Genomic DNA, 20,132 nt, shown 5'->3' with positions numbered 1-20,132 from the left:
CGTGCCCGACATCCGTGTGAACCCCAGCATCCTCGCCGCCGACTTCGTCAACATGCAGTCCGAGCTGGCGCGCATCCACGCGGCCGACTTCGTGCACGTCGACGTCATGGACAACCACTTCGTGCCGAATCTGACGTTCGGTCCGCAGATGGTCGAACGCATCCAGGCGACGAGCCCCGTGCCGCTGGACGTGCACCTCATGATCACCGACCCCGAACGATGGGCTCCGGAATACGCCGAGCTCGGCGCCGCGTCGGTCACGTTCCATCTCGAGGCCGCCGCTGATCCGGTCGCGCTCGCACGACGCCTGCGCGACATCGGCGCGCGAGCGGGTGTCGCCGTCAAGCCCGCGACCCCCGTCGAGGGGCTCTTCGACCTGCTCGACGAGTTCGACCAGATCCTCGTCATGACCGTCGAGCCGGGCTTCGGCGGCCAGTCGTTCATGCCCGAGACGATGCCCAAACTGCGCAGCCTCGCCGACGAAGCGCACCGCCGCGGATCGAACGTGTGGCTGCAGGTCGACGGCGGCATCGGCGACGCGACGATCGCGCAGGCCGCCGAAGCGGGGGCCGACACGTTCGTCGCCGGATCCGCCGTGTTCGGCGCGTCGGATCCGGATGCCGCGATCGTGGGCCTGCGTGCGGCCGCGGCGGCGGCGACCCACCGCCACTGACCGGTACCCTGGCATAGTGAAGACGTTCGACGCCCTGTTCGCTGAGCTCGAGGCGAAGGCCGCCGAGCGACCCGAGGGATCGGGCACGGTCGCGCAGCTCGACGCGGGTGTGCACGCGATCGGCAAGAAGATCGTCGAAGAGGCCGCCGAAGTGTGGATGGCCGCCGAGTACGAATCGGCCGACGCCGCCGCCGAGGAGATCTCGCAGCTGCTCTACCACCTGCAGGTGCTCATGCTCGCGAAGGGACTGACGCTCGAGGACGTCTACCGACATCTGTGAGCCTGCGCCCATCCGTCATCTGCGACATGAGAAAGCTCCTCTGAAATGCTGCGAATCGCCGTGCCGAACAAGGGCTCGCTCGCCGAGACCGCGACCGAGATGCTCAACGAGGCCGGGTACACCGGCCGCCGCGACCCGAAAGACCTGCACGTCATCGACCCCGCTAACGAGGTCGAGTTCTTCTATCTGCGCCCCAAGGACATCGCCACCTACGTCGGCTCGGGCGCCCTCGATGTCGGCGTCACGGGTCGCGACCTGCTGCTCGATGCCCGCATGCCGGGCGTTCTCGAGGTCGAAGCCCTCGGCTTCGGAGGCTCCACCTTCCGTTTCGCCGGCCCGCCCGGACGCTACTCGAGCGTGCAGGACCTCGAAGGCGCGCGCGTCGCGACGGCCTACCCCGGCCTCGTCGACGGCTTCCTCGACGAGCACGGCATCGCCGTGGACCTCGTGCCGCTGGACGGCGCGGTCGAGTCCGCCGTCGCGCTGGGCGTCGCCGACGCCGTCGCCGACGTCGTCTCGACCGGCACGACGCTGCGTCAAGCCGGACTGGAGATCTTCGGGCCCGTCATCCTCGAGTCCGAGGCGGTCCTCATCACCTCGCCCGTCGAGGCGTCCGGCACGCAGACCCTGCTGCGACGTCTGCGCGGCGTCATGGTCGCCCGCCGTTTCGTCATGGTCGACTACGACCTGCCGGCCCACCTCGTCGATGAAGCCGTCAAGGTCGCCGGCGGTGTCGAGTCGCCCACGATCTCACCGCTGCGCGACCCCGAGTGGGTCGCCGTGCGCGTCATGGTCGCGCGACACGGCGTCAACCAGGTGATGGATGCTCTGTATGCGATCGGCGCGCGGGCGATCCTCGTGACCGCGATCCACAACGCGAGGCTGTGATGAGCGTCGTCTGCCGCGTCATCCCGTGCCTCGACGTGGCCGCGGGACGCGTCGTGAAGGGCGTCAACTTCCAGAACCTGCGCGACATGGGCGATCCCGTCGAGCTCGCGCGCGAGTACTACCGTCAGGGCGCTGACGAGTTGACGTTCCTCGACGTCACGGCGACGATCGACGAGCGCGCGACGACCTACGACGTCGTCCGCCGGACGGCCGAAGAGGTGTTCATCCCGCTCACGGTCGGCGGGGGAGTGCGGCAGGCCGACGACGTCGCACGGCTCCTCGCCGTCGGCGCCGACAAGATCGGCGTCAACTCCGCCGCGATCGCCCGCCCCGACCTCGTCGGCGAGATCGCCGACCGGTTCGGCGCGCAGGTGCTCGTGCTCTCGCTCGACGTCGCACGCGCGACCGGTGAACTGGCCGATCTCGTGCCCTCCGGCTTCGTCGTGACGACGCACGGCGGCCGCACCGCGACGACGCTGGACGCGCTCGCGTGGGCGCGCGAGGCGATCGAGCGCGGCGCGGGGGAGCTGCTGGTCAACTCGATCGACGCCGACGGCACGCGCGAAGGATTCGATCTCGAACTGGTCGGGCTCATGCGCGAAGCGTCGAGCGTGCCCATCATCGCCTCGGGCGGTGCGGGCCGTGCGGCCGACTTCGCTCCCGCCGTCGCTGCGGGTGCCGACGCCGTGCTGGCGGCATCCGTCTTCCACTCCGGCCAGCTCACGGTCGGCGATGTGAAGGCCGCCATGACGGCCGAGGGCATTCCGGTGCGCGAAGTGGCCGCAGGCGACGTGCTGAGCGAGCGGAGCGAGTCGAAGTGACCGACGAGCGCGACCCCCGGCTGGACCGTGTCACCTTCACCGATGACGGCCTCGTCGCCGCGATCGTGCAGCAGTGGGACACGCGCGAGGTGCTCATGCTCGGCTGGATGGATGCCGAGGCCCTGCGGCGCACCCTCACCGAGGGCCGGGTCACGTTCTGGTCCCGCTCGCGCCGCGAATACTGGCGCAAGGGCGACACGTCGGGCCACATCCAGCTCGTCAAGGGCGCGCGCCTGGACTGCGACGGCGACGCGATCCTGCTCACCGTCGAGCAGGTCGGCGCGGCCTGCCACACGGGCACGCGCACGTGCTTCGACGCCGACGACCTGACGCCTGTCGTCGCGGACGGTCTGCCGGAATGATCCGCCGCGCGCGCCTCATCGCGATCCTCCTGACGCTCCTGCCCGGAGCGATCGGAGTCATCGCCGCCACCCAGACCTGGCTCACCGTCGTGCTCGCCGACGGCGCGCACCACACCCTGCCGGTACCGGGTGCGTCGGCGATCCCCGTTCTCGCCCCGCTCAGCCTCGCCGTCCTCGCGCTCGGCGGAGCGCTGTCGGTGGTCGGCCTCGTGCTGCGGTACATCTTCGGCGCGCTGACGCTCGTGCTCGCCGGCGTCCTCACGATGCTGACCGGCGCCGTCGTGATGGGCCCGCAGACGTCGCACGTCGCCGCGACCGTGACCGAGGCGACCGGCATCACGGGCGAGAAGGCGGTGGCCGGCCTCGTCGAGACGGTCGAGATCTCGGTGTGGCCGGCTGTGACGCTCGTCTGCTGGATCGTGCTGCTCATCGCCGGAGCCTTCACGATCGCGACGGCGCACCGCTGGAAGGGCGCTGGGCGCCGCTACACGACGGCCGACACTCCCGGGCGCACGACACCGGCGAGCACGGGCTCGCGGCCGCACGACGCGATCGACGACTGGGATGACCTCTCGCGTGGCGAGGATCCGACGACCTGACCGATAGACTGACCACGACCGCGCCTACTTCAGAGGAGATCCATGAGCACCAACATCGGCGACCCCGGCCACGGACACTCGCCCGCCGCCTGGACGGCCGTCGTGATCATGCTCGTGGCTGTCGCGCTCGGCGTCGTCTTCTACTGGCTGGACATGGCCCCGCTCGTGTGGGCGTCAGGCGTTCTGCTGGTCATCGGTCTCATCGTCGGATGGGTCATGGCCAAGGCGGGCTGGGGCGTCAAGGGCCCCAAGTACCAGCCGAAAGCCCACTGACGTGCTCGCCGACCTCACGGCCGGCGCGGTTCAGGACGCAGAGGATCGCGCCGTCGCGCGTCCTCTCTCGGTCGTCGAGATAGACGCCCTCGCCCAGCCGCCCGCCCGTGATGCCCTCGCCGCGCTCGCACCGGCCGACCGCGTCAAGATCATCGCCGAGGTCAAGCGGGCCAGCCCCTCGCGCGGTGACCTCGCGACGATCCCCGACCCCGCCCTGCAGGCTCTGCGCTACCAGGAGGGCGGTGCATCCGCCGTCTCGGTGCTGACCGAAGGCCGCCGCTTCAAAGGGAGCCTCGCCGACCTCGAGGCCGTCAAGGCCGCCGTGCAGGTGCCCGTGCTGCGCAAGGACTTCATCGCCACCGAGTACCAGGTGCTCGAAGCGCGCGCGTCGGGCGCCGACCTCGTCCTGCTCATCGTCGCCGCTCTCGCGCAGCCCGTTCTCACGCGCCTGCACGCCCTCGTGCTCGAGCTCGGTATGACGCCGCTCGTCGAGACCCACAGCGCGAGCGAGGTCGACACGGCCGCCGATCTCGGCGCACGCCTCATCGGCGTCAACGCACGGGACCTGTCGACCTTCGACCTGGACCGCGACCTCTTCGGCCGTCTCGTCGACCGGATCCCGACCGACGCCGTCCGGATCGCCGAATCCGCCGTTCTGTCTCCCGCCGACGTGACGCATTACCGCTCCGCGGGTGCCGACGTCGTCCTCGTGGGCGAGGCCCTCGTGACGAACGATCCCGTGGCGACGCTGCGGGCCTTCGTCGAGGCCGGATCATGAGCCTGCGGGCGGCATCCGGACCGTTCTTCGGCGACTTCGGCGGTCGCTTCATGCCGGAGTCGCTCATCGCGGCCATCGACGAGCTCACCGCAGAATACGAATCCGCGAAGGCCGATCCGGCGTTCCAGGCCGAGTTCGTCCGCCTCCTGCACACGTACGCCGGTCGTCCCTCGGCACTGACCGAGGTTCCCCGCTTCGCCGAGCACGCCGGGGGAGCCCGGGTCTTCCTCAAGCGCGAAGACCTCAACCACACCGGCTCGCACAAGATCAACAACGTGCTCGGCCAGGCTCTCCTGACGAAGCGCCTCGGCAAGACCCGCGTCATCGCCGAGACCGGCGCGGGACAGCACGGCGTCGCGACCGCGACGGCGGCGGCCCTGTTCGGCTTCGACTGCACGATCTACATGGGCGAGGTCGACACCGAGCGCCAGGCGCTCAATGTCGCGCGCATGCGGCTGCTCGGCGCCGAGGTGATCCCCGTCACGACCGGGTCGCGCACCCTCAAGGACGCCATCAACGACGCGTACCGCGACTGGGTCGCCACGGTCGAGAACACGAACTACGTCTTCGGCACGGCCGCGGGCCCGCACCCGTTCCCCGCCATGGTGCGCGACTTCCAGAAGGTCATCTCCGAAGAGGCGCGCCAGCAACTCCTCGATGAGACCGGCCGGCTCCCCGACGCGGTCCTCGCGTGCGTCGGCGGCGGCTCCAACGCGATCGGCATGTTCGACGCGTTCCTCGACGACGACGACGTGCGGCTGTACGGGGTCGAAGCGGCCGGCGACGGCGTCGACACCGACCGGCACGCGGCATCCATCGAGCGCGGGCGCCCCGGCGTGCTGCACGGGGCGAAGACCTACGTGCTGCAGGACGAGGACGGCCAGACGGTCGAGTCGCACTCCATCTCTGCGGGGCTGGACTACCCGGGCGTCGGCCCCGAGCACGCGTGGCTCGCCGACATCGGCCGCGCGCAGTACATCCCCGCGACCGATGACGAGGCGATGCAGGCGCTGCGGCTGCTGTCGCGCACCGAGGGCATCATCCCCGCGATCGAGTCGGCGCACGCCCTGGCCGGTGCCCTGCGCATCGGACGCGAGCTCGGTCCCGACGCGATCCTCGCCGTCAACCTGTCCGGTCGCGGCGACAAGGACATGGACACCGCCGCACGCTACTTCGAGCTGTACGACGAGGAGTCGCCCGTCGACGCAGCTGTGCCCGATGAATCGGCCAAGGGCGACGGGGTGAAGCTGTGACCGCGTCCCGGGTCGCCGCGGCGATCGACAAAGCGCACGCACAGGGCCGCGGAGCCTTCATCGGCTATCTGCCGCTCGGTTTTCCCGATCTGCAGACGAGCATCGAGGCTGCCGTCACGCTCGCCGAGAACGGCGCCGACGTCATCGAACTCGGTCCCCCCTACTCCGACCCCGTCATGGACGGCACCGTCATCCAGGAGGCGACCCAGACGGCTCTGGCCGCCGGGTTCCGCCTGCGCGACACGTTCACCGCCATCCGCGAGATCACGGCGCGCGTCGATGTGCCCGTGCTCGTCATGACGTACTGGAACCCCGTCATGCAGTACGGCGTGGACCGCTACGCCGACGATCTCGCCGCCGCCGGCGGCGCGGGACTCATCACCCCGGACATCACGCCCGAGGCGGCGTCCGAGTGGATCGCCGCGAGCGAGCGCACGGGGCTGGACCGCATCTTCCTCGCCGCGCCCACCTCGACCGATGAGCGCCTCGACCTCATCATCGAGAAGTCCACGGGCTTCATCTACACGGTGTCGACGATGGGCATCACGGGGGAGCGCGCGCAACTGGATGCCGCGGCTCGAACACTCGTCGAGCGTCTCCGGGCCCGCGGGGCCGGTCACGCGTGCGTCGGGATCGGCATCTCGACGGCCGATCAGGTCGCCGGCGTCGTCGAGTACGCCGACGGCGCGATCGTCGGAACCGCCCTCGTGCGTGCCCTGCGCGATCGCGGACTCGAGGGTCTCGCGACCGAGACACGCGCGCTCACGGCCGGCACGGTCACGAACACCGTCTCCGACAACTAAACTCGCACTCATGCTTTCCTCCGCCGCGGGCGTCGTCGCCAGCATCCCGAGCCCCGACATCAGCTCGTTCTCGATCGGTCCGCTGACGATCCACATCTACGCCCTGTGCATCATCACGGGCATCATCGTCGCGGTGTTCATGACGAACCACCGACTCACCAAGCGCGGCGCCGAGCCCTGGGTCGTGATCGACATCAGCCTCCTCGCCGTCCCGCTGGCGATCATCGTCGCGCGGTTCTACCACGTCTTCACCCACGCGAGCTTCTACTTCGCCGACGGACGCGAGTGGTGGAACCCGTTCGTGAAGGACGCCATCTGGAACGTGTGGGACGGCGGCATCGCCATCTACGGCGCCCTCATCGGCGGCGCGATCGGAGCCTGGCTCGGCTGCCGTTGGACGGGCATCCGCTTCTGGACGTTCGCCGACGCCCTCGCGCCGGGTCTTCTGCTCGCGCAGGCGATCGGGCGGTTCGGCAACTGGTTCAACCAGGAGCTCTTCGGCACTCCGACCGATCTGCCGTGGGGCCTCGAGATCGACTACCCGAACCCCGCGTGGCCCATCGGGCTGCCCGAGGACACGCTGTTCCACCCGACCTTCCTCTACGAAGTCATCTGGAACGTGCTCGGCGTGATCGTGCTGCTGTGGGCGGGTCGCAAGCTGCGTCTGCAATGGGGCCGCCTGTTCGCGCTCTATCTCATCTGGTACAGCGCGGGCCGCATCGTGTGGGAGTCGATCCGCATCGACCCGAGCGACGTCATCTTCGGTCTGCGCACGAACGTGTGGGCAGCGATCGTGGGCGTCGTCGTGGGCCTCGTCATCCTGTTCGTTCAGGCTCGGCGCCACACCGCCGACGAACCCTCCCCGTATCGACCGGGGCGCGAGTGGAAGCGCGACGGGGCTGTACAATCGCAGACACCCGACTACGTCGACGTCAGCGAACCGCCGACCGACACGGTCGAAGAGACCACCGCCACAAGCACAGTCGCCACGAAGTAGCATCCCGCGCACTTCGTCCACCGGGCCGACGACGTCCCCCTCTCCACTCAGTGAGGACGGTTCCTATGGGCGTGAGCCCGTTTTCTGGCGAGCCGAGCGGATTTCCCCCCGCTCAGGGCATGTACAACCCCGCCTTCGAGAAGGATGCGTGCGGTCTCGCGATGGTCGCGACGCTGCGCGGCACCCCCGGCCACGACATCGTCGACCACGCGCTGACGGCGCTGCGCAATCTCGAGCACCGCGGCGCGATCGGCTCTGACGCCGGCACGGGCGACGGAGCAGGCATCCTGACGCAGATCCCCGACGCGTTCCTGCGCGCCGTCGTCGACTTCGACCTGCCGCCGGTCGGCGAGTACGCCGTCGGCATGGCCTTCCTGCCGCGCGATGACGCCGAGCGCGCCGCCGTCAAGGACGGGATCGCACGCATCGCCGCCGACGAGGATCTCGTCGTGCTGGGATGGCGGCACGTGCCCACGCGCGAAGAGCACCTCGGCAAGCTCGCACTCGCCGCGCGCCCCGACTTCGAGCAGCTGTTCCTGTCCCGCCCCGCCATCGGCGGCGCTCCGGCCATGTCCGGCCTGTCGCTCGACCGTCTGGTCTTCCGTCTTCGCAAACGCGCCCAACATGAGTTGGGCGCGTATTTTGTTTCCCTGTCGTGCCGCACACTCGGCTACAAGGGCATGGTCACGACGCTGCAGCTCGAGCCGTTCTTCCCCGATCTGTCCGACGAGAGGTTCGCGTGCGAACTGGCCGTCGTGCACTCGCGCTACTCGACCAACACGTTCCCGTCCTGGCCGCTCGCGCAGCCGCTGCGCATGCTCGCGCACAACGGCGAGATCAACACCGTGCGCGGCAACCGCAACTGGATGCGCGCGCGTCAGTCGCAGCTGGAATCGGAGCTGCTGGGCGACATGGCGCCGCTGCTTCCCATCTGCACGCCCGGTGCGAGCGACTCGGCCTCGTTCGACGAAGTGCTCGAGCTCCTCACTCTGACGGGTCGCAGCCTGCCGCACGCCGTCATGATGATGATGCCCGAGGCGTACGAGAAGCAGGCCGACCTGGCCCCCGATCTGCGCGCCTTCTACGACTACCACGCGCTGCAGATGGAGCCGTGGGACGGCCCCGCGGCCCTCATCTTCACCGACGGCACGCTCGTGGGTGCGACGCTCGATCGCAACGGCCTGCGCCCCGGCCGCTGGACGGAGACGACCGACGGACTCGTCGTGATCGGCAGCGAGACCGGCGTGCTCGAGTTCGAGCCCGAGCGCATCAAGCGCCGCGGCCGCCTGCGGCCGGGCCGCATGTTCATCGTCGACACGGCCGAGGGCCGCATCATCGAAGACGACGAGATCAAGACGCGTCTCGCCCGGCTCGAACCGTGGGAGCTGTGGCTTCGGCAGCGTCTGCAGCTCGAGGAGCTGCCCGATCGCGAGCACATCGTGCACCCGATCGCCTCGATCACGCGTCGTCAGCGCACCTTCGGATACACCGAAGAAGAAGTGCGGGTGCTGCTGACCCCCATGGGGCAGACCGGCGCCGAGCCGCTCGGTGCGATGGGCAGCGACACGCCGGTCGCCGTGCTCAGCGAACGCCCGCGCCTGCTCTTCGACTACTTCACGCAGCAGTTCGCCCAGGTCACCAATCCGCCGCTCGACTCGATCCGCGAAGAGATCGTCACGAGCCTGCGCGCGGGGATCGGTCCCGAGCGCAACCTCCTCGCGTGGGGCCCCGACCACACGCGGCAGATCACCCTCGATTTCCCCGTGCTCGACAACGACGAGCTCGCGAAGATCCAGAACATCCACCGCACGATGCCCGGCCGTCGCGCTGTGACGCTGCGGGGGCTGTATCACTTCGACGCCGGTCCGGGCGTGCTCAAGGAGCGTCTCGATGCCCTGTGCACAGAGGCGGATGCCGCGATCGCCGAGGGCGCCGAGTTCCTCATCCTGTCCGACCGCGACTCGAACAAGGACCTCGTGCCGATCCCGTCGCTGCTCATGCTGTCGGCGGTCCACCACCACCTCATCCGCACCGAGACGCGGATGAAGGTGGGACTCGTCGTCGAGGCGGGCGATGTGCGCGAAGTGCATCACGTCGCGACGCTGCTGGGCTACGGTGCATCCGCCGTCAACCCGTATCTCGCGATGGAGACCGTCGAGCATCTCGTGCGGACGGGCTTCATCACCGGGATCTCGCCCGAGCAGGCCGTGCGCAACGTGATCTACGCGCTCGGCAAGGGCGTGCTGAAGATCATGTCGAAGATGGGCATCTCGACCGTCGCGTCGTATTCCGGAGCGCAGGCGTTCGAAGCCGTCGGTCTCGGGCAGGAGCTCATCGACGCGTACTTCACGGGCACCGAGAGCAAGCTCGGCGGCATCGGGATCGATGAGATCGCGGCCGAGAACCAGGCGCGTCATGATTTCGCCTACCCCGAGGATGCCGCGGCTCGAGCGCACGAGCGGCTCTGGACCGGCGGCGAGTACCAGTGGCGCCGCGACGGGTCGCCGCACCTGTTCGATCCGGACACGGTCTTCCGGCTGCAGCACTCGACGCGCACGCGACGGTACGACATCTTCCGCGAATACACGAAGCTCGTCGATGACCAGGCGCACGAACTGAAGACGCTGCGCGGGCTGTTCCGTCTCAAGACCGGGGAGCGCCCGCCCGTGCCGCTGGACGAGGTGGAGTCGGTGGCATCCATCGTCGCGCGCTTCTCGACGGGAGCCATGAGCTACGGCTCGATCTCGCAGGAGGCCCACGAGACCCTCGCGATCGCGATGAACAGCATCGGCGGCAAATCGAACACGGGGGAGGGTGGCGAGGACGTCGATCGCCTTCTGGATCCCGCGCGCCGCAGCGCGATCAAGCAGGTCGCTTCGGGGCGCTTCGGCGTCACGAGCCTCTACCTGACCGAGGCGGACGACATCCAGATCAAGCTCGCGCAGGGCGCCAAGCCCGGCGAGGGCGGACAGCTGCCGCCGACGAAGGTGTATCCGTGGGTCGCGCGCACACGCCACGCGACGGCCGGCGTGGGGCTCATCTCACCGCCGCCGCACCACGACATCTACTCGATCGAAGACCTCAAGCAGCTCATCTTCGACGTCAAGCGCGCCAACCCGACGGCGCGCGTGCACGTCAAGCTCGTGAGCCAGTCCGGCATCGGCGCGGTCGCAGCCGGCACGGCGAAGGCCCTCGCGGATGTCATCCTCGTCTCGGGGCACGACGGCGGCACGGGTGCGAGTCCGCTGAACTCCCTCAAGCACGCCGGCACTCCGTGGGAGCTGGGTCTGGCCGAGACGCAGCAGACGCTCATGCTCAACGGCATGCGCGACCGCGTCGTCGTGCAGGTCGACGGTCAGCTCAAGACGGGTCGCGACGTCGTCATCGGAGCCCTGCTGGGCGCGGAGGAGTTCGGCTTCGCCACGGCGCCGCTCGTCGTGTCGGGGTGCGTCATGATGCGCGTCTGCCACCTCGACACGTGTCCGGTCGGCGTCGCGACGCAGAACCCGACGCTGCGCGCGCGCTTCACGGGCAAGCCGGAGTTCGTCGTGAACTTCATGGAGTTCATCGCCGAAGAGGTGCGGGAGCTGCTCGCCGAGCTCGGCGTGCGCTCGCTCGACGAGATCGTCGGCCGCACCGAGCTGCTCGATGTCGACGATGCCGTGCGGCACTGGAAGACGGAGGGATTGGATCTGGCGCCGGTCCTGGCAGGTCCGGTGTTCGCCGAGGACGAGCCGCGACGGCATGCGCGCGATCAGGAGCATGGGCTCGACGCGCACTTCGATGTGCCGCTCATCGAACGCGCGCAGCAGGTCATCGCCGACGGCGGGCACATCGTGCTCGACCTTCCGATCCGCAACACCGAGCGCGCCGTCGGGACGCTTCTGGGCCATCACGTGACCCGCGCGCACGGTGAGCACGGTCTGCGCACGGGATCGATCGAGATCAATCTGACGGGTTCGGCCGGTCAGTCCCTGGGGGCGTTCCTGCCCGCCGGGATCACGCTGCGGCTCGAGGGCGACTCGAACGACTATGTCGGCAAAGGCCTCTCCGGCGGACAGATCATCGTGCGGCCTCCCCGGGCGGCCACGTTCGAGGCGGCGCAGAACGTCATCGCCGGCAATGTGATCGGCTACGGGGCGACGCAGGGCACGATGTTCCTCAGCGGCGTCGTGGGGGAGCGGTTCTTCGTGCGCAACTCGGGCGCGACCGCCGTCGTGGAGGGCGTGGGTGATCACGCGCTGGAATACATGACGGGCGGCCTCGCCGTCATCCTCGGCACGACCGGACGAAATCTGGGCGCCGGGATGTCGGGAGGAACCGCATACGTGCACCGGCTCGATCCGGCCCTGGTCAACCGCGAGGCGCTCGCGAACGGCGAGCTCGAACTCGGCCCGCTCGGCTCGGGTGACGCGGCGATGCTTCGCGACCTGCTCGAACAGCACGTCGCGCAGACGGGCTCGGTGCGCGCGGCATCCCTGCTCGAGGACTTCGAGACCGAGGTCCGCAACTTCGTCCGCGTCCTGCCGCGGGACTACGCCGCTGTCCTGGATGCGCGACGGGTCGCCGTCGCCGAGGGACTCGATCCCGACGGCGACATCGTATGGAACCGCATCCTGGAGGTGACGGGTGGCTGACCCGAAGGGCTTTCTGAAGATCACGGAGCGGGAGCTGCCGGCACGCCGCCCCGTTCCCGTTCGGATCATGGACTGGAAAGAGGTCTATGAGCCCGGCGACAGCGCCGTCCTGCGCCGTCAAGCGGGCCGGTGCATGGACTGCGGAGTGCCGTTCTGCCACCGCGGATGCCCCCTGGGCAACCTCATCCCGGAGTGGAACGACCTCACGTGGCGTGGCGAAGGCCGGGCGGCGAGCGAGCGGCTGCACGCGACCAACAACTTCCCCGAGTTCACGGGGCGGCTGTGCCCGGCCCCGTGCGAGAGCTCGTGCGTGCTGGGGATCAACCAGCCCGCCGTGACGATCAAGCAGATCGAGGTGTCGATCGCCGACGAGGCGTTCGGCAAGGGATGGATCGAACCCGAGCCGCCGGGACGGCTCACGGGCAGGACCGTGGCCGTCGTCGGCTCGGGACCTGCCGGGCTCGCCGCTGCCCAGCAGCTGACGCGCGCGGGTCACACCGTCGCGGTCTTCGAACGCGACGACCGCATCGGCGGGCTGCTGCGGTATGGCATCCCCGACTTCAAGATGGAGAAGAAGCACCTCGAGGCGCGCCTGCGTCAGATGCAGGACGAGGGCACGCGCTTCCGCGCCGGCGTCGAGATCGGCGTGGACCTGTCGTGGGACGACCTGCGGACGCGTTACGACGCCGTCGTCGTCGCGACGGGCGCGACGGTCGCACGTGAGCTGCCCCTTCCGGGGCGCGAGCTCGACGGCGTGCACGTCGCGATGGAGTACCTCGTGGAGTCCAACCGCGCGGGCGCGGGCGATGTCGTGCCGAACCAGATCACGGCGGCGGGAAAGCACGTCGTCGTGATCGGCGGCGGTGACACGGGAGCGGACTGCATCGGCACGGCGCACCGCCAGGGCGCCCTCAGCGTCACGAACCTGGCGATCGGCCGGCGCCCGCCAGGGGAGCGGCCCGGTCATCAGCCGTGGCCCACGGCTCCGGTCCTGTTCGAGGTGCAGTCGGCGCACGAGGAGGGCGGTGAGCGCTCGTACCTCGCCTCGACCGTCGAGTTCGTCGGCAACGGCGCGGGCGAGGTCCGCGCGCTGCGTGTCGCCGAGACCGAGTTCATCGACGGGCGTCGCGTGCCCAAAGCCGGCACGGAGCGGGAGATCCCCGCCGACCTCGTGCTCATCGCGATGGGGTTCACCGGTCCCGAACGTGCGCTCCTCGAGGATCAGCTCGGCACGCGCTTCACCGAACGCGGCATCCCCTCTCGCGACTCCGACTTCCAGACGAGCGCCCCCGGGGTGTTCGTCGCGGGAGATGCCGGCCGCGGGCAGTCGCTCATCGTGTGGGCGATCGCCGAGGGACGCTCGGTCGCCGCGGCGGTGGATGCGTTCCTGATGGGCGGCACGCAGCTGCCGGCGCCCGTGCGACCCGACGATGTCGCCATCGGCCTGCCGCCCGCGTAGGCTGGCGGAAGCTTCCCCCCACTTCGCACACCACGGAAGAAAGCACGGATGAGACGCGCAAAAATCGTCGCCACCCTGGGTCCCGCAACTTCGTCGTATGAGATGGTCCGCGCGATCATCGATGCCGGCGTCGACGTCGCTCGGCTGAACCTGAGCCACGGCGACTACTCGATCCACGAGAGCAACTTCGCCAACGTGCGGAAGGCCGCCGAAGACGCCCAGCGCGCCGTCGCGATCCTCGTCGACCTGCAGGGGCCCAAGATCCGGCTCGGCAAGTTCGAGAACGGGCCGCACGAGCTCGCCGTCGGCGACATCTTCAAGATCACCACCGAGGACATCCTCGGCACGAAGGAGATCGTGTCGACGACGTTCAAGGGGCTGCCCCAAGACGTCGCGCCGGGGGACTTCCTGCTGATCGACGACGGCAAGGTGCGCGTCGAAGTGATCGAGACCGACGGCACGGTCGTCACGACCAAAGTCATCGTCGCCGGTCCCGTCTCGAACAACAAGGGCATCAACCTGCCCGGCGTCGCGGTCAACGTGCCGGCGCTGTCGGAGAAGGACGAAGCCGATCTGCGCTGGGGCCTGCAGGCCGGAGCGGACTTCATCGCCTTGTCGTTCGTACGCTCGGCGAAAGACGTGCAGCGCGTGCACGTCATCATGGCCGAAGAAGGACGCCACGTTCCCGTCATCGCGAAGATCGAGAAGCCGCAGGCGGTCGAGAACCTCGAGGAGATCATCGACGCGTTCGACGGCATCATGGTCGCCCGCGGCGACCTCGGCGTCGAGCTTCCGCTCGAGGCCGTGCCGATCGTGCAGAAGCGCGCCGTCGAGCTGTGCCGTCGCATGGCCAAGCCGGTCATCGTCGCGACGCAGATGCTCGAGTCGATGATCGACAACCCCGTTCCCACGCGCGCCGAGACGAGTGACGTCGCCAACGCCGTGCTCGACGGCGCCGACGCCGTCATGCTGTCGGGCGAGACGAGCGTCGGACGCTATCCCGTCGTCGTCGTCGAGACGATGGCCCGCATCATCGCGTCCACCGAGGAGCACGGCCTGGAGCGCATCCAGCCGTTCACGACGAAGCCCCGCACGCAGGGCGGGGCGATCACGCTCGCCGCGCTCGAGGTCGCCGACTTCGTCGAGGCGAAGTACCTCTGCATCTTCACCGAGTCCGGCGACACGGCGCGGCGCATGTCACGTCTTCGCCCCGGCATCCCGATGCTCGGATTCACGCCCGAACCCGGCATCCGCCGCCGCATGGCGATCACGTGGGGCGTTCAGTCCACGCTCGTCGAGCATGTGCCGCACACCGACCGGATGTTCATCCAGGTCGACGACTACCTGCTCGCCAACGACCTCGCCGCCGTCGGCGACAAGGTCGTCGTGATCTCGGGATCGCCTCCCGGGATCATCGGGTCGACGAACGACATCCGCATCCACAAGGTGGGCGACGCCGTGCACGGCAAGGCACCCATCTACCGCGAGTAGCGGCAGGCGAACGACGAAGGCGGTCACCCGGGGGGGGGTGACCGCCTTCGTCGTCGGTCGCGTCGAGACGCGCACGCGCGACCTACATGAGCTTGGTGGACTGCAGCATGCCTTCCATCTTCTCGTTGAGGCCGATCAACGGCTTGCGCAGCACGAGTCCCAGCAGGAGCATCGGGACCATGAACGCGAGCAGCCAGCCCAGCGAGATCCACAAGTCCGCCTGGTAGATCCCCGCCAACGCGGCCCGGAACGCATCGATGGCGTGCGTGGCGGGCAGGAACGGGCTGACGTTCTGGAACCACTCGGGCAGCAGCGACAGCGGATACGCACCGCCCGCGCCGGCCACCTGGATGACGAGCAGGAACACCGCGAGCGCCTTGCCGGCGTCGCTGAACGATACGACCAGCGTGTAGATGAGGAACGTGAACACGAGCGAGGTCGTCCACCCCACGAGCATGAACAGGAACGGATGCACCGGATCGAGCCCGACGAGCAGGATGTTGCCGAGGAACACCAACGTGCTCTGCGCCAGACCCAGCAGCGCGAAGATCGCGTAGCGTCCGAGGAACTGCTGGTGGAGCTTGAGCTGCGGCCCACCTTCGGACGCACGCGTGGGCGGAGCCACACGCAGTGTCACCGCCATGAGCAGAGCCCCCACCCACAGCGACAGGACGGTATAGAGGGGCGCCATCCCCGCACCGAAGCTCACCACGGGGTAGACCGCGATCCGGTCCAGGCCGATGGGTTGCGCGATCGCCCGGGCGAGAACCGAGGGGTTCGTGCCGATGATCTTGCCGATCATGCTGAAGTCGCCGGAGTCGATGGCACTGGACAGCGCATCCTGCACGCGGTCCACCGAGTCGGCGGCCGTGGCCAGCGCGTCCGCGAGCGCCCGGTTGTCCTGCGCGGCGGTCACGAGGAGAGATGCCGCCCCCTCCGCCACACGCGTGACCTCGGACACGTCCCCGCCGATGGCGTCCAACCCGGCACCGACGACGGCGAGTTCTGCCCCCATCTGGTCGAAAGTGGGCTTCAGGTCGTTCGCGTACACGCTGTTCGCGCTGTCCAGTGCCGACTGTGCCGCGGCGATCCGGCTGTCGAATTGACCGCGGAACCGCTGGGCGTCGGCGTTGCCCGATGCGATTCCGTCAGCGGTCTCCTGCAGGCGCGCTTGGAGTGCCTGCTCCTGCGCGATCGCGGCGTCGAGGCTGTCGATGATCGCCGCGAACGCCGGTGCGTCCTCTTCGGGAATGTTCGGCTGGACATCGTCGACGAGCCGTTCCCGCAACGCCTCATGCTTGCTGATGAGGTCGGCGAGCTGGGCGGACATCTCGTCGATCATGGCGATGGTCGCACCGGCATCCGCATCCACTGCCGAGAAGATCCTGTCGACCTGGCCTTCGAAGCGGCCGAGCTGCGCACTGCTGGCCTCGAACGCCGTCGTCAGTGCCTGCGTGGCCTGCGCGATCGCGCCGCCCGCCTCCTGCGCAGCGGCGAGGCCTTCCTTCACCTTGCCCGTCGCCGCCGAGAACTCGGATTCGACCGTACCCAGCAGGCTCGTCGTGCTCTCCACGAGCGGCACGCTCGACTCGAGCAGAGCGGTGAACATACTCGCCGTCCCGGACGCGGCGCGCAGCTGCACGCCGACCTGACCGACGTGCGCCTCGATGCGGGCGAACGCGGCCTGCGATTCTGAGTCGCTCAATGACTTCGACAGCGACGAGACCAGGCTGAGCGCGATGTTGCTGAGCTCCTGGGTGAACTCCGCGTTGATCTTCGCGGAGAGGTCATCGGCCCCCTCGCTCGTGATGAGAGGCGCGAGCGGATTCGATTTGTCGTTCGTGTAGTAGTCGATCTGCGTGCGCTGAGACCCCGCGGTGTAGAACGTCAGCATGCGTTCGCTGAAGTCCTTCGGCAGCACCATCGCGGCATAGTATTCGCCGGATGTGGTGCCGGCGATGGCATCCTCTTCCGACGTGATGATCCAATCGAGCTGGTCGTTCGCGCGCAGGGCCGACTCGACGATGCTGCCGATGTTGACGTGCATCGGGATGAGCGCACTGGTGTACCCATCGTCGACGCTCGCGACGGCGACCTTCAGGTTCTTCGTGTTGTCGAACGGCTCCCAGCTGCCGATGACGTTGAACCAGGTGAACGCCGACGGGATCACGATCAGGCCGCACAGCACGATCACCGACATCACGTTGCTGGTGGCGCGGCGCAGATCGGCGCGGAACAGCTCCCAGATACCGCTCACTTGCGCGCCTCCACTTCGGCGAGTTCTCGACGTATCTCCGCGTCAGGCATCTCACTCACCTCGGTCGAGAGCCGCAGGCTGTAGCGGATGTACTCGAGCGTGATGAGGGCCGCGAACACGATCACGAGCCAGAGGATCCACAGACCCACGAACTCGGTCTTGTCGTCCGGGAAGATCATGGCCAGACCGGCGAGGAAGAAGATGCCGAACAAGCCGATCGCGATGATCGCGGTGCGCACCTTCCGATAGGAGCGCGCGAAGGGGAGTGCGCGTTTGGCCAGCCGCTGCGTGTACCTCTCACGGTTCGCCAGCGCACGCAGCAGGTGGTTCAGGCGGAAGCCGGGGCCCGAGGGTGCGCCGGCCTCCGATGTGAACAGCTCCGTCGCGCCGACCTGCTGTGTGAACAGTCGTGTCAGGTTGGACACGCCTCGACGCAGCACGAGCCCCAGGAAGAACGCCAGGGCGACGAAGAGCAGCAGCGTTCCCATGTAGCGCCAGTACGCGAGCCCCGCGAAGCCGCTGATCACCTCGCGCATGGCGTCGATGCCGTAGGTGAACGGGAAGAAGGGGTACAGCGACTGGAAGAACTCCGGCATGAGCTGGATGGGATAGATCCCCGAAGCCCCGGGAATCTGCATGATCACCAGGATCACGACCAGGCCCTTGCCGATGTAGCCGAACGTGACCGAGAGGGCATAGATGATGCTCAGATAGCTCAGTCCGATCAGGATCGGCGTGATGACGAAGACGAACGGGTTGACGTGCTGCACGCCGATGATGAGGTTGCCGATGCTGAGCGTGATGGCCTGCATCACGGCGATCGAAGCGAACAGCATCCAGCGACCGAGGTAGCCCTGCCGCTCCGTCAGACCGGGCACCTCTTCGTCGTCGACCTCGAGCTTGAGGATGACGACCAGCACGAACGCGCCGATCCACAGTGAGAGGTTGATGAACAGGGCAGCCATCAGCGACCCGTAGGTCTTGGTCGGGAAGATGGTGTGCTGATCCACGACCACCGGCGTCGACATGAACTGCGCGATCTGCTCGGGATCCAGCGACGTGAGGGTCTGCAGCTCCTGCCACGCGGCCGCACCGCCCACGGCGCGCAGGTCCGTCACGGCGGCACCCATGTCCCCTTCGAGCGTGGCCAGGTCCGCGTCGAGGCTCGCGAGCGCTGCCGAGGTCTGAGCGAGCTGGTCGTCGAGGCCCGACAGGAGGCCGGACGCTTCTCCCAGGAGCGTGCGCTGCGCGTCGACACCCGCCGAGAGGGAGTCCGTCGCGGCCGTGACCCTGCCGATCGCGGCGATGGCCGCTGCCGCGCCCTGCGCGACCTCGGCGGATCCGATGACGTGGCCGGTCGTGGCTTCACCGGCGAGGCGCAGAAGATCGGACTGCGCCTTGTCGGAAAGAGCACGGACGTCGCTCAGTGAGCCTTGGACGCCGCCGAGCGCACCGTCGATGTCCGAGAGAGTGACGACGCCCCTCTGCAGCCCTTCGCGGGTTGACTGGAGCCCCGTCTGCAGCTCCCCGACGTGGTCACGGGTCTGCGCGACGATCTGCGCAGCCGCTTCCAGATCGTCGATGATCTTGGCCTCGGCATCCAGCAGGTCCTGCTCGGCGACCCCGCCGCCGGTCTTGATCGCCGTCGCGACGGCGCTGGCGACCTGCTTGGTGAAGGCGTCCGTCATCTGCGTCTGGACGGTCGTGGCGCCCGTGTCGGTGATCTCGGGTGCGACCCCGTTCAGCTTCTCATTGACGTAGTAGAGCAGCTTGGGCTGGGTGAAGTCGCCCGTGGTGAGGCTGAGCAGGTCTGCCGTGAATGTCGCCGGCACGACGAAGGCGGCATAGCTCTCACCGCTCTTGATCGATGCCATGGCCTCGTCCTCGGACAGGAAGTGCCAACCCAGATCGTCGTTGTCTTTGAGCTGCGCCACCAACTGGTCGCCGACATTCAGGTCGCCGGTGAGCGAGGTCGAACCGCCCTCGTCGAGATTGACGACGGCGATGCTGAGGTTCTTCGTGTTGTCGAAGGGATCCCAGAACGCGACGATGTTGAACCACGCGTAGAGGCACGGCGTGATGAGCGCTCCGCCGATGATGACCCACGCCAGGGGCACCCGCCCGAAACGCTTGAGATCGCGAAGGAAAACACGCCACACGTTGCGCATACTTCGGTCGCCTCCCGTGAATACCCAACTGTTCGCACTCAGTCGCAAAGGCTGAGGATCGGCGCACGAAATCGGCTCTCTGTCCGCCGCGCCCACCATATCCATTGGGTCGATTCGATCAGGCCCGTGTTTCGGGCTCGAACGCCGGTCCCGACGCAGATTCCGCGCAAACACTGGGATCGAAGCCGGGTTAGCCCGGGGTGACGCCCGGGGTGAACTTTCCCCGGCGGCCCGTGGTCGACCCGTTCGTCCGCGGATGCGGACCGACGCCGTCGACGTCTTCACGGACCTCGCGAAGACGAGTGAAGTACCGGTGGTGGGAGTCGAACCCACACGCCCTCGCGGGCAACCGATTTTGAGTCGGTCGCGTCTGCCATTCCGCCACACCGGCGC

At 68.4% G+C, this 20,132-nt stretch carries 16 protein-coding genes and 1 tRNA gene; 14 read left to right on the top strand and 3 right to left on the bottom strand.

Features of this window, described 5'->3' with window-relative positions; all coding sequences use genetic code 11:
• Position 1: 1 nt before the first annotated feature.
• The 14 genes from rpe to pyk all read left to right on the top strand — a co-directional run bounded on the left by rpe (position 2) and on the right by pyk (position 15,314).
• The gene (rpe, locus tag ACWIBS_RS05635) at positions 2 to 673 is read left to right on the top strand and encodes a ribulose-phosphate 3-epimerase (protein WP_376126000.1); all 672 of its coding nucleotides are present in this window, start codon (positions 2 to 4) and stop codon (positions 671 to 673) included.
• A gap of 16 nt (positions 674 to 689) precedes the next feature.
• Positions 690 to 953 (top strand): phosphoribosyl-ATP diphosphatase, encoded by a 264-nt coding sequence (locus tag ACWIBS_RS05630; protein ID WP_376126003.1) that lies wholly within the window; start codon positions 690 to 692, stop codon positions 951 to 953.
• A 45-nt stretch (positions 954 to 998) separates the two neighbouring features.
• Complete coding sequence (hisG, locus tag ACWIBS_RS05625; RefSeq protein WP_376126006.1) at positions 999 to 1,841, top strand: ATP phosphoribosyltransferase; 843 nt, start codon at positions 999 to 1,001, stop codon at positions 1,839 to 1,841.
• Entirely contained in the window at positions 1,841 to 2,662 is an 822-nt protein-coding gene (gene hisF, locus ACWIBS_RS05620) for an imidazole glycerol phosphate synthase subunit HisF (RefSeq protein WP_376126009.1), read from the top strand. Before hisG ends, hisF begins: the two co-directional genes overlap by 1 nt.
• Positions 2,659 to 3,024 carry a phosphoribosyl-AMP cyclohydrolase gene (gene hisI / locus ACWIBS_RS05615; protein WP_376126012.1) on the top strand — a complete coding sequence of 122 codons (366 nt, stop codon included), beginning with the start codon at positions 2,659 to 2,661 and terminating at the stop codon, positions 3,022 to 3,024. The genes hisF and hisI overlap by 4 nt, the downstream gene beginning before the upstream one ends.
• Positions 3,021 to 3,623 carry a Trp biosynthesis-associated membrane protein gene (locus ACWIBS_RS05610; RefSeq protein WP_376126014.1) on the top strand — a complete coding sequence of 201 codons (603 nt, stop codon included), beginning with the start codon at positions 3,021 to 3,023 and terminating at the stop codon, positions 3,621 to 3,623. The genes hisI and ACWIBS_RS05610 overlap by 4 nt, the downstream gene beginning before the upstream one ends.
• Before the next feature lie 42 nt (positions 3,624 to 3,665).
• A complete protein-coding gene (locus ACWIBS_RS05605) occupies positions 3,666 to 3,896 on the top strand; it encodes a DUF6704 family protein (RefSeq protein ID WP_376126017.1) in 231 nt (76 codons plus the stop codon).
• A gap of 1 nt (position 3,897) precedes the next feature.
• The gene (gene trpC / locus ACWIBS_RS05600) at positions 3,898 to 4,674 is read left to right on the top strand and encodes an indole-3-glycerol phosphate synthase TrpC (protein ID WP_376126020.1); all 777 of its coding nucleotides are present in this window, start codon (positions 3,898 to 3,900) and stop codon (positions 4,672 to 4,674) included.
• Positions 4,671 to 5,927 carry a tryptophan synthase subunit beta gene (gene trpB, locus ACWIBS_RS05595; protein ID WP_376126023.1) on the top strand — a complete coding sequence of 419 codons (1,257 nt, stop codon included), beginning with the start codon at positions 4,671 to 4,673 and terminating at the stop codon, positions 5,925 to 5,927. Before trpC ends, trpB begins: the two co-directional genes overlap by 4 nt.
• Positions 5,924 to 6,730, top strand: a complete 807-nt coding sequence (gene trpA, locus ACWIBS_RS05590; RefSeq protein WP_376126025.1) for a tryptophan synthase subunit alpha — start codon at positions 5,924 to 5,926, stop codon at positions 6,728 to 6,730. Before trpB ends, trpA begins: the two co-directional genes overlap by 4 nt.
• 10 nt (positions 6,731 to 6,740) lie before the next feature.
• Positions 6,741 to 7,727 (top strand): prolipoprotein diacylglyceryl transferase, encoded by a 987-nt coding sequence (gene lgt / locus ACWIBS_RS05585; RefSeq protein ID WP_376126028.1) that lies wholly within the window; start codon positions 6,741 to 6,743, stop codon positions 7,725 to 7,727.
• 65 nt (positions 7,728 to 7,792) lie between these two features.
• On the top strand, positions 7,793 to 12,364 hold the full coding sequence (gltB, locus tag ACWIBS_RS05580) for a glutamate synthase large subunit (RefSeq protein ID WP_376126031.1): 4,572 nt from the start codon (positions 7,793 to 7,795) through the stop codon (positions 12,362 to 12,364).
• Positions 12,357 to 13,823 (top strand): glutamate synthase subunit beta, encoded by a 1,467-nt coding sequence (locus tag ACWIBS_RS05575; protein WP_376126034.1) that lies wholly within the window; start codon positions 12,357 to 12,359, stop codon positions 13,821 to 13,823. The genes gltB and ACWIBS_RS05575 overlap by 8 nt, the downstream gene beginning before the upstream one ends.
• Positions 13,824 to 13,871: 48 nt before the next feature.
• Entirely contained in the window at positions 13,872 to 15,314 is a 1,443-nt protein-coding gene (gene pyk / locus ACWIBS_RS05570; RefSeq protein ID WP_376126037.1) for a pyruvate kinase, read from the top strand.
• Between the two features lie 82 nt (positions 15,315 to 15,396).
• Here pyk and ACWIBS_RS05565 read toward each other — a convergent pair whose 3' ends face one another.
• The 3 genes from ACWIBS_RS05565 to ACWIBS_RS05555 form a co-directional block, all read right to left on the bottom strand.
• Entirely contained in the window at positions 15,397 to 17,571 is a 2,175-nt protein-coding gene (locus ACWIBS_RS05565; RefSeq protein WP_376126039.1) for a YhgE/Pip family protein, read from the bottom strand.
• Entirely contained in the window at positions 17,568 to 19,730 is a 2,163-nt protein-coding gene (locus ACWIBS_RS05560) for a YhgE/Pip domain-containing protein (protein ID WP_376126042.1), read from the bottom strand. Before ACWIBS_RS05560 ends, ACWIBS_RS05565 begins: the two co-directional genes overlap by 4 nt.
• 317 nt (positions 19,731 to 20,047) lie before the next feature.
• Positions 20,048 to 20,130: transfer RNA gene (locus ACWIBS_RS05555), tRNA-Leu, on the bottom strand.
• Positions 20,131 to 20,132 lie beyond the last annotated feature (2 nt).

It is taken from the genome of Microbacterium sp. NPDC055442 (genome assembly GCF_053644215.1).
Note: the sequence above shows the minus strand (reverse complement) of the source record. Positions and strands in the feature narration are given on the sequence as shown.